The sequence below is a fragment of the Chryseobacterium oranimense genome, assembly GCF_900129755.1.
GTDB classification, from domain to species: domain Bacteria; phylum Bacteroidota; class Bacteroidia; order Flavobacteriales; family Weeksellaceae; genus Chryseobacterium; species Chryseobacterium oranimense.
Genome location: NZ_FQWT01000005.1, coordinates 233,979 through 247,088 on the forward strand (window position 1 = coordinate 233,979; position 13,110 = coordinate 247,088).

The 13,110-nt window shown below is 38.7% G+C and carries 8 protein-coding genes; all 8 read right to left on the reverse strand.

Translation table 11 applies throughout. The annotated features are described in order from the left end of the window. Positions 1-235 precede the first annotated feature (235 nt). Positions 236-1,147, reverse strand: coding sequence for an ankyrin repeat domain-containing protein (locus tag BUB03_RS16035; protein WP_228417912.1), 912 nt, complete (start codon positions 1,145-1,147; stop codon positions 236-238). Between the two features lies 1 nt (position 1,148). Then, complete coding sequence (locus tag BUB03_RS16040; protein ID WP_073065013.1) at positions 1,149-2,396, reverse strand: Tle-like phospholipase domain-containing protein; 1,248 nt, start codon at positions 2,394-2,396, stop codon at positions 1,149-1,151. A gap of 19 nt (positions 2,397-2,415) precedes the next feature. Then, positions 2,416-3,270, reverse strand: a complete 855-nt coding sequence (locus BUB03_RS16045; protein ID WP_073065016.1) for a hypothetical protein — start codon at positions 3,268-3,270, stop codon at positions 2,416-2,418. A 36-nt stretch (positions 3,271-3,306) separates the two neighbouring features. Continuing rightward, positions 3,307-5,502, reverse strand: a complete 2,196-nt coding sequence (locus BUB03_RS16050; RefSeq protein WP_073065019.1) for a type VI secretion system Vgr family protein — start codon at positions 5,500-5,502, stop codon at positions 3,307-3,309. Between the two features lie 208 nt (positions 5,503-5,710). After that, positions 5,711-6,121 carry a type VI secretion system tube protein TssD gene (gene tssD, locus BUB03_RS16055; RefSeq protein WP_081780206.1) on the reverse strand — a complete coding sequence of 137 codons (411 nt, stop codon included), beginning with the start codon at positions 6,119-6,121 and terminating at the stop codon, positions 5,711-5,713. Between the two features lie 357 nt (positions 6,122-6,478). Next, positions 6,479-7,351: a lytic transglycosylase domain-containing protein gene (locus BUB03_RS16060; protein WP_073065022.1), complete on the reverse strand. Its 873-nt coding sequence runs from the start codon at positions 7,349-7,351 to the stop codon at positions 6,479-6,481. A 71-nt stretch (positions 7,352-7,422) separates the two neighbouring features. Next, positions 7,423-9,921 carry an ATP-dependent Clp protease ATP-binding subunit gene (locus tag BUB03_RS16065; RefSeq protein ID WP_073065025.1) on the reverse strand — a complete coding sequence of 833 codons (2,499 nt, stop codon included), beginning with the start codon at positions 9,919-9,921 and terminating at the stop codon, positions 7,423-7,425. A gap of 743 nt (positions 9,922-10,664) precedes the next feature. Then, complete coding sequence (tssR, locus tag BUB03_RS16070; RefSeq protein WP_073065027.1) at positions 10,665-13,064, reverse strand: type VI secretion system protein TssR domain-containing protein; 2,400 nt, start codon at positions 13,062-13,064, stop codon at positions 10,665-10,667. Positions 13,065-13,110: the final 46 nt, after the last annotated feature.

Below are 13,110 nucleotides of genomic sequence, written 5' to 3' on the forward strand. Positions count from 1 at the left end.
AGGAAAAAGTTTTTGGGTGCAAATCTGAAATATTGTAGTAATACTACGATTTGATGTAGTAATTCTACGACTTTTGAGTTAACATAATACTGTAAATGCCTGTTTAAGGTGGAAATAGTGTTTTTAAGAGGATTTAATCTACCCACATTTTTACACTATAATGGGAAATATTAAAATAAAATCAGACCTTCCGATCTGATTTTTTATATTTGATTATGTGTTGTTCCGGTTTTCTTTATTTTCCTTTTACAATAGCCAAATCTTCCTGATACCGGTTTTCACCGTAATTCTTTTTGAAGTTTACTGATATTTTATCTTTAGGGCTTAAATTTTCATACAACTTTATTCTAAGCTTAGCTTCTGCTATTGTATCTTTTTGGTAAGGGAAGTGAACATTGTATTTTTCAATGAGCTGTTTTTTTAGTGCTAATATTTCATTTAAATTTTCCGTTTTATTAAACTTCCTTTGATTTTCTTCCTCAAACTGAATATAGCTAGCCATCGGACAAATATTCGTTCCAGAAATAACAGGCTGTCCCCCTTTTTCCAAAAAATAAATAGCAATGTTTAGATCATCTCTTGCTGCTGCTTCCATAATATTACTTCCATTAAAAGAGATATTATTAATATCAGCACCATTCTGAATCAAATAATCGATCATTTTTCTTTCAGTATTCTCAAGCCCTCCAATCATCATAGCGTCACATAACGGGGAATCTCCTAAAGCAGGATTAGGATTAGCTTTATACTTAAAAAGCAATTGAAGCATTTCATAGTTATTAAGGGCTACTGCATGGTTTAGAGGAGATTCTAATCCTTCATTAGGAACTATAATATTAGGATCAGCACCCAATTTCAGCAGATCTTCCATTGCATTAAGGTTTTCAATGATAGAAGCATACATAAGCAATGTATATCCTGTTTCTTCCTGTAATTTGTTCAGATCAATGTTTTTTTCCTTAATAACTTGTTTCATACCGGCAAGATCTCCATCAAACATTTTTTGAGCAGCTAATAAACCGTCTCCTTTGAACATTTTTGAAGGAGGATACTGGTTTCTATTTTCTTTTTTACGAGATCTGAGACTAAAATCTGAACAGGAAAAAAATGTCATGGTGTAAAGTATTAGTAAAATAATTGGTTTCATATTATGAATTATTTGCTACAACGTCTGTATTAATATTGGCTACCATAGCCTGAAGTGCATCTGCATACGCACCATGTCCACTTCCTAAGGTTTTAATACCAAGCCCTTCATTATCTTCAATATATCCGAAGATTTCATGTTGTTCTCCTAAGGCTCTTGGTGCCGCTCCAGTAAGACCACCTACTAAAGCAATTTTATTAAGGCCGGGAATTCTTGAAAATGCCAATGTAGCAAGTAATCCTTCCCTGTTATTTTGCAATCCGTTGAGGATATCATTGCTTGTACTATAGTTGATGATATTTGAAGTTGATCCTACAGCTTTCTTTTCATCAAGATACTTCAGGGTATTACTATGTACTCCTCTGGCATTGAAAGTATAACCAGGAAGTCCTGTATAGTAGGAAGCCATAGCACTATTTCCTCCTCCTAATGAGTGCCCCGTAAATTTCACTTTTCCGTTAGTTGCCTCATTCATCTTTTTGGCAAGGTTTCTCGTCTTTTCTATCTGAGGTGTATTAAAGCCAAAGGCTTGTCCTCCATCTTCTATTACCCAGTCTTTTACAAACTGATCACCGGCCTCCGAGCCTCTAAAAGCTACAAAATATTCTCCAGTATCTTTATTGTAGTACAAAGACGAAAAGAAACCGTTATCTTTATTTGTATTAAAATCTTTTTTTGTTAATACTCCAGGTCCGAATAATTTATCCAATTCATTCTGATCATCAGTATTGATTCGGGTATATCCGCCTATAGCAGTATTTTGTCCTTTATTATCTTCGTAAGAATCCTGAGCCATTTTACTGGCAGTAACAGCTTCCTGTAATTGGACAACCGGTAGATGAAAAGTAACCTCTCCTCCTATGAAACAATGTAAACTGGAATTTTGAAGTAAAGGTTTTTTCTTTTCAATTCTAACTTTTGGATGGGTGTTTTTCCAATCACTTCCTTTGCATAGAAATGAACAGATATTCAGGCAGTCATCAATAAGAGCACTTCCAGCCCAGGCCGCGGCGGCTAAAACAAAAAGTCCTCCGGAAAAAGCTGCTGCTACAGCAACTCCGGCTAAAGCTCCGGCGATCATCATTTCAGGACAAATAAAATTGTCTTTAAAACGGTCGTCCTCCGTAGCCATTAGTTTGGCCCCTTTTTTCAAATTTACTGAAGACTGGGAACTGACTCCAATTCCTATAAGCCTTCTGCCTTTACTACAGATAAGCGGAGTACCTTGTGCGATATATAATTGACTCATAGCGATCGTAGATTAATTGTTACTTTTTATTTAACCTTATATGATATCTGCAGACATATATCATTTTTTCATTAAGCTCTTCCTTCACGTGAAATAAGACTTCCGAGAGTACTGAATCCTGATTATAAATATATTCTCCTTCTATTGCATACTTGTACTCCAAAGGATTGACCAGGGTTCTCTGGTATTTTTCCTTGTATACATTTTCAAACCGGGATTGGCTTTCCTTACTTTTTCCTTCCAGCTTTACCGTATATCCTCCTTCTTTGTTTCCGGAAATTCTGTAAGCAGAGCTGTAATTCAACTCTTCTCCGGGAAAAAGCGTAGATAAAGTAGTTCTTACAGGAATCTCATAGGTAAAACTTCCTCCTGCAAATACCGGTAAAGGGTAAAACATAATCTGGTACAATAAATTACGTCCTATATTACGATCTATATTATTAAACTCTTTATCGTAGATCTGAATAAAGGTTTTATAACTTTCTTTTACCAGCTCAAAAAAGTGCAGGTCTTTTTTTATCTCTTCCCACTTCCTTAAAATTTCATCCTTGTTGGTGACTTCATTAATGCTTTTATCTGTATTCAAAGATAATTCTACCACCTCCGTCGCTTTATTTATTTTTTCAAGAATTTCATAAAAAGCCTGCATCTGGCCGTCTGACTGAATATATCTCTGGGCAGAAGACTCAACAGCGATGTGGTTGTATTCTCCCGGTATGATGGTCCAGTCTTGTTCTATTTCTGTCTGGTTTGCTTTTCCAGTTCCTAATGTAAGATAGGACTTTATATTGATTTGATATTCTGCTTTTTTATACCAGGCATATTTAAATCCTGATAAGTCATTGTTTTCTTCATGATTCGGTTCCAATGCCATGCCTTGCTAAGTTTTTTTAGAATAAATTGACCAACACTAGTTAATATCGACTTTACTTCCGGTAATAAACAGATCCCCTGTTGCATTGATGGAAGTGATCGACTGACTGTGAATACTCAGCTTATCCTGCGTTACCAATAAAGCATTCTGCAGCGAATTCAAATCCAGCATTCCTTCTTTGGCAGAAATAGTGATTCCTTCTTTGGTGATGGTAATGCTGTTTTCGCCTACTTTTAATTCAATTTTTGTTTTTCCTTCCACCGATATGTTTCCGCTGGCATCCATTTTTAAAACCGAATTAGCCGCTCCGCCATCTTTTCCACCTACATTAATAGAACTCGTACTTCCGGCATTGACTGTATTATTGTTTCCTACGTTGACTGTTTTGTTATTATTGGCATTGGTCTGCGCATTTCCAGCACCGTCAAATTTCATATTGGCGCCGCCCTGATCAGTCAGAAAAACAGAACCTTCACCATCATTTAATTCTAACTTATTTCCGCTTCGGCTGCTTAAGCTTTTGATGTTATTACCGGTTCCGCCTCCGCCTCCGATTCCACCATGGAACATTCCTCCCATAACAAACGGACGGTCCGGATGCTGATGCACAAAATTGACAATAACCTGATCGCCAACCTCCGGAACAGCCATAAATCCTCTGTTCTTACTTACTTTATCGCTGCTTCCTGCATCAGGAGTCATTACCCGTATAAATTCGGTAGTGTCCGGCCCTCCCTGCCAGTCAAACTGAACTTTCACCCTTCCCTGGTTTAAAGGATCGGTATTGGAAATTACCTTGGCAAATTGCGGTTCTGCTTTCGGGGTATCAAATTCCGGGCGGGGAATAAATCCCGTATCTGCCGCAATAGCCTCAAAAGTACCGTCATAATAACCTCTTGCATTAACTTCATGGATCACTTCCACGATCATTAATTTGGTAAAATAAGAAGTATCGTTGGTATCTGTTTTTCGCATTTCAATATCTGCCGTACATCCGGGATATAAGAACGGAACAGTCGTAGACCCTGAAGTAATGAAAACCTCTGATGCTTTGCTTCCTGCCGTTCCTTTCTGGGAAGCATCAATATCCATAAATGATGTGGCTTTGATGGGAGCTACCCGTAAAGAAGGGGTTTTAAAGGTTTTTTCTGATATTTCGTAAGCCCGTTTGGCAATATCTGAAGTATGATTGATCTTCGAGCTGCCTGTAACAAGTTTCTCATTTTTACTGCTGTTATAGCCATAAAAGCTAGGGCTTACATGTTGCGCCCTCATTTTGATAGCAATATCGCTTACACTGCTTCCATAGGTAAGCTTTACCGGTTTTTCCTGTGGCGGAAGTTTTCCGAAATGAAGGACTTCCCCGTCGTAATAAAACTGCTCACCGTAGGCTTCAGCAATTCTTGCCAGGTAATTATAATGGGTTTCTTCATATTGGGAGCTGTAAGGAACGTTTCCATGCTGGGCATCTACCCTGAAATCGAACTTATTTTGTCCCAACCCTTCTTTAATGACATGATCGGCAATACTGTTCAGGCTCACTTCCTGCCCGCCCCCGAAACTCTGAATGTGAGGTGCGGCATCCAAAAGTACAGTCGGGCTGAATCCTTTAAGAACGATATTTCCAAGGCTTCCTTTTTCCTGACTGAATCCTACTTCTGTAATAACGCCCACAAAGTTACGTTCGGGGCCCTGCTCAATGTCTTTATATTTAAATACTACTGTGATTCTTTTTCCTAAAAAGCTTTGTGCTTCCTGTAAATTATGGTTTTCTGCACTTCCTAAGGTGTCATAAGCAAGAACAAGACTGAATTCGTGATGCTTTGAAGCACTCTGAACCAGCTTAAAATGTTTGAAGTGCCTGATTACCTGCCCTTCCACTACAATATCAAGCATAACCACCCGGTTGATTCCTGCAATAATACTTTCCGGGATAGCCTGTGCGTTATGTATTTTGGAAGTGGGCTGTTTGGACCATACCTTGTTTTCGGTAACGGATGGATCGTTGGGAACCATAGTCTGGTTCATAAACATTTTAGTGCTCTGGGAAGAGCCGGAATAAATGTCCTGTGCTTTTTTTGCAGACTTTTTAATGGCTTCATCCGCTTTGTGAAGCTTATCCTCTGCTTTTTGTACAGCAAGATCTTCAGCATTGTTAAGCTGCTCTGCTGCTATATCTTTTATACCGCCTTTCGGACCCTGTACTTTTATCGATTGATCATCTTTAAACATAATAAGTGTTTTGTTTAAATTATAATAAATTCTGAATAGCTTCCGGCAAATACGGAGGCAGCTTTCAATCCTTACGTAACGCTTATAATAAGATTCCGAAGGACCATTTTGAACGTGATATGTCCAAATATGGCAAAAACAGAATAGTATATTCTTTCGAATACACTATCCTGTACCAATTTATTTTTACTAAGATGATTGTTCAGGATTAATGACCTGATGAAGGCCACATTCCGCGGTACTCGGAGTTACCTAAAGTGATAACTTCTGCACTAACAACGAAACTGATCAGCATACTGTTTTCGTCAACAGCGTCGAAGTCTACTTCATGCTGGATCACATAACCGTTTTCCCACTTCAGGGTAGTAAGCGTACCTTCTTCGTGAGATTTGTTGAAAGTAACTTCACCTGTTGTAGGCTTGTACTTTCCATTCAGTAAGCTTTCAAGGATGTCCGATTTTTCAGTAGCTTCTACTGTAATTTTGATCAGTGCATTGGAGGGATCCGATGCTACACGTCCTGAAACGTCTGTAGATCTGGATACGCTGTAGTTAAGCTTTAATAATTTTTGCTCTTCTCCTCCGTTGAATTTTAAGATTCCTCTTGAATTTGCTGCCATGATTTGTAAATTTTAATCGTTAATATTTTGTGATTTGGTGATTGATTGTATAGCAAAGATAAAACGTCATATTTTAATAAAAAACCTTTTGAATATAAATTTGAAATTTTGTAGTAATTCTACGATTTGATGTAGTAATTCTACGACAATAGATTTAAACAACACACTCAATGTATTGATTATTAATTATTTGAATCAAATTAAAAACTACGATTAATAAGATCATTTTACACTTAAACGAGAAATATTAAGATTTTTTTAAGATTCATTAGCTTGTTTTTAACAAGTTTAAAATTGAAATCATATAAAAAAGCCGTCTCTAAAAATAGGACGGCTGTAGAATATAATCATCTTAGTTTATTGCTGTTGTACATGGGCTCCCTCCCTTATGGAACGGGAAAGGATTTTATTTTTTTTCAGGAGAAAGTCCGGCATAAGATCGGTGGGGAGATATAAAAGACTCTCGCCCTTTTTTTGTAATTCTTCAGTAATTCCGGGATTCCAGGCAAGAATTTCACTCTTATCCACATCCAGTTCATCAGCGATGATATCCAGATTGAATCCTGCATTAATTTCGGTTTCCTGAAGAGGTGCGGCATTGTTTCTGCCACTCCCGCCTTCTGTAAAGAAAACTTTATTAAGCCTTGCAGAATTATAGTTATTCAAAACACTTTCCAGCTCACCGGTTGCATAACAGGCATTCAGGTATTTTTTTACGTGATTGATTGTCTCCGCAGGAAGGTATTTGGAATATATGTGATACTGTGTAGAACCTGCGTTCTGCATTGCTTTGGCAATATTTCCCTCACCGCAGTTATAGGCTGCTACCACTGTGATCCAGTCGCCATACTTTTTATAGAGATTTCCAAGGGAAACTACTGCTGTTTTTGTACTTTTATACACATCGGTACGGTTCTGCTCCGTAAGTCCGTATTGATTGGCGTGCGCAGTCATAAACTGCCATATTCCTACTGCTCCGGCTCCTGAGGTTATATTTCTGTTGAAATGTGACTCTATCAGGGCAAGGTTTCTTAAATGCCTGGGCAGTCCCTTCTGTACCAATGAATATTCGATGAATTCAACGATTTCTTTATTGGCATTGATAATATTGTTATACCTCCTTACACTACTTTCTGAAGTGTCTGAAGGTTCCAGAAACTGTCCGTTCATCATCGCAAAACTTCCTGTCAGCATAAGTGCTGTAAAGATATTTCTGAATGCGGTTTTCATTTTTTAATATGTTTTTATGGCTAAAAGGCAAAAAGGCTAAGAGGCTAAACCACCCATGAGCCTTCTGTGTATTATCCGTCTACTTTCCAGGTTAACTTTTCTTCTTCCGTGTTCCAGTCTACATGAATGGTCTGCCCGGATTTCACTTCTTCTCTTACGATCATTTTGGAGATAGGTCTCGCCAGTTGGGCACGGATCACTCCTGAGATCTGTCTTGCTCCGTATTTGCTGCTGAATCCTCCCAGTGCCAGGTTTTTCACTGCTTCATCACTGATTTTTAAGGTCATTCCCAATCTCGTTAAAGATGTATGAAGTGATTTCAGCTGGATATTGAAAATTCTTTCTGCAATAGATTCGGTGATCGGTGCAAAAGGAATAATCTCTGTAATTCTGGCTAAGAACTCCGGTCTGAATCTTCCTGAATTAGACATAATCTGCATCAGTGAAGAGGATTCCGGAACTTTTCCTTCTTCAAACTGCTTCACAATCTCTTCGCTTCCGATGTTGGAAGTGAAAAGGATCAGAGCATTGCTGAAGTCACCTTCTTTTCCCAGTTTATCGTGAACTTTTCCTTCATCCATGATCTGAAGGAATACATCAAACACGGAATGGTGGGCTTTTTCAATTTCATCAAATAAAACAACGGTATACGGCTGCTGTCTGATCTTATTAACCAGCATTCCCCCTTCTTCGTAACCGACATAGCCCGGAGGCGCCCCGTACAGTAACGCTGCGGAATGTTCTTCTTTAAACTCAGACATATCGAAACGTACCATAGCTTTTTCGTCGTTAAAAAGGAGCTCTGCCATAGATTTTGCCAGCTCGGTTTTCCCTGTTCCGGTAGGTCCCAGAAGGAAGAATGACCCGATAGGCTGTCCCGGTTTGTTCAATCCGCTTCGGTTTTCAACGATGGCGTCTGAAAGGATCTTTAAGGCATGATCCTGTCCTACTACCCTGTTTAACAGCAGGGATTCCATATTCAGAAGTTTTTCCTTTTCCTGAGCCTGGATTTTCCCGATCGGGATATTGGTTTTTGCCGCCATTACTGCTGCCAGCTCCAGACGGTCTACTTTTTCTCTTTTTTTAGCGGCATGCTGTAAAAGTTCAGCATAAGTATCGTCAATGATCTTGTGGATCTGGTCCACAGGCATGGAATTGTCAATAACAGGCTGCTCATTTAGTGAACCCCACAGAATCGGGCTTATTTTGTCTCTCAGAAGGTTATAATTCCAGATCAGTTCATTAGCCTGGTCTTTACTGTCGGTAAATTCTTCTTTTAAAATAGCTTCATAGGTTTCTTTCCAGCTTGCCAGTTCTTTTTCCGAAAGTTCATCAAGCATTTTGATGGCGGCCATAGTACGGTCCAGCAAATCAATGGCTGCATCGGGCAGCTTTTTTCCTTTTGCATATCTTTTGGCAAGACGTACACATTCAGGGATGGCTGTTTTTTCTACTTCGATACCGTGGTGTTTTTTGTAGCCGTCCAGAAGAACGTCAATCATTTTCACACAGGTCTGTTCGTCTGGCTCGTTCACAGTCAATACTTCAAAACGACGGTTAAAGGCCTGCTCCGGTTCGATAATTTTCCTGTATTCTTCCTGGGTTGTGGCCCCGATTACTGTAATCTCGCCTCTTGCCAGTTCCGGTTTAAGAAGATTAGCTACATTTCCGATGCTTCCTTTAGGGTCTAAAAGGGTATGAATTTCATCTATGAAAAGAACTGCCTTTTCTATTTTCTTACATTCATTGATTACTTTTTTCAGGCGGTCTTCGATTTCGCCTTTATAGGAAGTTCCGGCCAATAATGCTCCCGTGTCCAGCTCAAGGAGTGTTGCGTTTTTAAGCATTTCAGGAACATTCCCTTTGGTGATTTCTATGGCAAAGCCTTCTACCAAAGCGGTTTTTCCTACACCCGGCTCACCGATGATGATTACATTCGGTTTGCTTCTTCGGCAAAGGATTTCAACAAGCATTCTCAGCTCCTTGTCTCTTCCTATGATATTTTCAAGGTCTCCTTTTCTGGCTTGTGCAGTTCTGTCTACACAGTAGCTTTTGATTGACGGAAATGAAGAATCCGTATAATCTGACCCGTTTGAAAAAAGTGAAGAAAAATTACCGTCTTCGGATACTGCGAAAGGGGTATCTTTTCTGTATAAATTGAAAATTTCGTGTTCTCTAAGAGGGAGTGATTTCAGCTGTTGCAGGGAAAAAACAACTTCAGGTTTTACAATCGCAGTAAGGATGCAGATCGGTGTGATCTCGTCCAGCCCGAGTTTCAGCCTGATATCGTCTGCTTCTTCTGTAAGGGTATCTACAGCATCATCCGGGCGTACTTCATCCGGAAGATGTGCTGTTTTCGGATATTCTTCAATACGGACATCTGCCCATTCGTAAAAATATCCGGGATCTTTATCAATATTTTTCAGGAATTCATTAAGGCCGATATCTTTATGCATTAATGCCTGCAGGATATGCGGGCCGCCATAGGTGGCATTATAATTTTCCTTTGCTATTGACTGGGCAATATGGAATAGCTGTTTTACTGTTTCGTTGGTTACTAGTACTCCCATTATAATTTTCTAATATTAATATGTTTGTGTTTCTTTTGTATCAGATTATTTGGTGTTATCTGTCAAAACTTACCTTTTTACAAATATATCTTTTTTATGCAAAATGTACGTAAGATAAAGGTAGTTAATTCTTTGATCAGAGAAGTAATAAGTTTTCTTAATGGTAAATCAAAATAGTTTTTTACTTTTTAAACAAAAAGACCGCCTTTGGGGACGATCTTTTTTATGAATGTTGATGTGTAATAGTGTGTCTTCATTAAGTGGCACAATCCGCAGATCATCATTGTATTTCAGTTTCCATAACTTCTGTTATTCCCCGTCATTTATGATTCTTTGAATTCCGTCATGATTGTGCATTTTATCAATGATTAATATTTTGTGATGTGGTGTGATTGTTTAACAAATATAGAACGGTTATTTTTATCTCAAAAGTATTTCTCCATAAATTTCATATTTTGTAGTAATTCTACGACTTTTGATTTAAGAATCTTTGCCAGATGTCACTGTAAAAGGGTTTGCAGTTTTAGGGATATACACCAAAAACAAGACATTTTACACTTCAATGAGAAATACACTGGTTTTTAAATGCAAAATTGAGCTTTAAAATGTCGAATTCCAGATCTGATGTTTAAAAAAGTAAAAGCTTTAAAACTTTTTCTGAATTTGTTCCAATGTATCACTTATCCTTACAAAATAAAAAAGCAGAAGTAATACTCCTGCTTTTGATATGATTCAATGAACGATTAATGTTTGGTGTACTCCGGCTCGTCTACGGTTTGGGTAGTCGGCATAAAGTACTCATTCAGCCAATAGAAGGTTTGTCCGTTCTGCTGGATTTTCACAGCCGGATTGTTTCTGTGGGAAAGCATGTGCTCTGCCAGCTGTTTATAGCTTTTAAAGTATGCTCTGGCTGTCTCTTTTAAAACAATCTTAGATTTTTTCCAGCCTTTCAGTTTGTATTTCGACATCAGCTCATCTTCAGAGTTATCGAATCCGGTACTTAATCCTACTGCATATGACATTGGTTTTTCATACAGCTCGGATTTATCTAAGAATTTTAAAGTCGGATTGTATTTTTTAAGAATCTTGATATATTCTTTAATAGCTCTCGACTGGTTGAAATCTGCTCTTTCCGGCTCTGTTTTAAGGTAAACTTCCGTGTAGAAGTTCTTCAGGTTATCATATTCTGTTTCAGAAATAAGAATTCCTTTTTCTATACCCGGTTTAAAGTCTTTCAGCTCTTTCGGGATATAGCCTTTTACAAGGAACGGGTTCCCGTAGTTGATCAGCTGGGCTGCAATTCCTGCAGAAACCGGATTGGTAAGGCCTGGGAACAGGTATTTATATTTCAGGTCTACATCTGTTCTTCCGGCGCCTACTGAAGAATGGAAATAGTCATTCAGAGACTTGTCAATGGTCTGGTTATCCAAAGTAACCTGTGCTATAAGGCTGTCTACCGATTTTTTCAGGTAACCGGGTGTTGCTACGTCTCCTTTTTTAGGGAAGATTACAAATCCCTGGGACATACTCTGTTTCGGATAATCCAGCGAGAAGAATCCTTCATCGCCCTCTACAAGGTTAAAGTTATTTTTAGTAAGAACATCACTCTGGTTGATAATCTTTTGTTTTTTAAGTTCGGCAATGTTCTTTGCAGTATTAGTGACTACATTTTCTGCCATTAATACGAAATCGTTATAGGTATCGGATGACCTTGCACTGGTCTGGAACATGATCAGCCTGGCCTGAGCCTGGGTAAGAGAGCTGATTACGCTGTACATGTTTCCGCTCTGATTGGCAGAGGTTCCTACCGTGATCACCACATTCGTTTCATCCGGAACATTGGAAAGCAGGTTTCCTGCGGCAGAGAGAGCTTCTCCCACCGGCTGGTATCCGCTGTTGCTTGCACAGTTCATTTCATTGGTTCTTTCGTCAATGAATTTGGTGATTTTACTGTAATCCGAACTTAAGTTGGAAACGAGAACATTTTCCCCGCACGGGTTATTTTTATACAAAACAACACCATATTTTACTCCATTGAAATACGAAGGTTTTTCGAATCTAAGCTGCAGATCCTGAAGAAGAGATTTTACAATCGGTGCATAAGGAGCGTTCGGGCCGCTTACATCCAGAGCAAATACAATATTGATATTTTTATCTCTTTCTGTGATCTCTCTGTAACGGTCAAAGTAGATTTCTTCTCCTAAAACATTGAATACATAGTTCTTGCTGTAATCTAAAATATTGGTGAAATATTTTGTCTTGGAGTCTGGTGTAGGAGCTTCATTCAGAGGCAGACTTACCGGATAAATATTTTCCAGAGGAGTTCTTTTGTTGGTATCTGTAAGGAGAATAGCTGTTCTGCTTTCTGAATCTGCTGCTCCCGGATATCCTTCATGGATTCCTAAGGTTGTTTCCGTTACTTTGGTATCGTTTTTCAGCTTTACTGCTGAACGCTCACCCCACGCAGAGATCACATTGGCATTGACCCACCCGTAAAGGTTGGTACTGATGCTGTCTATATCAATGGAAGGCTTTTTACCTACCAAAAACCGTTTGTTGTTTTCTGCCTGCTTGTAGACATATACCATTTGACCGTTTGGAATCTTCACATTGGCAGCTTCTATAAGACTTGGTGAATTGAACACCATAATGGAATCGTTCTTATAGTATCTTTCTGCGCTCCTGATCACTTCACTGTGATTGGGAACTACAGCTACTCTTACAGGGAAACCTGTTTTTTCGCTTTTTAAAGAATTGTTCCATAAAAGAAGGTCGGTTTCAGGAATCCATCCATAGGTTTTAATGGATTTTGACGAAACTTTTTTCATCAAAGCATCAGGAACGTATTCCGCTACTTTTACCATTCCGTCTCTATGCTTCAGAACCATTAAAGGCTCAAGAAATTTAACTTCTTTGTAAGATTTCTCGTCGCTTTTATCAAGATAGGCTGTATTTCTGGACCTGTCTGAAATAACGATCCATGGAACGGATTTTTTAGGGTATCCGTTTACAACCGGCGAGTTGTCTACCTGCCCGTACTGTGACGGCTCAGGAGTCCTTTTAGATGGCAGCTTCACCTGACAGCTTGCTAACAAAACTGATAATCCTATATAATATACTGCTAGAGGAAATTTATTCTTCATCCTATTTTATTTTTATGATTGGGTGGGTGTATCCGGGAGGCCGGAC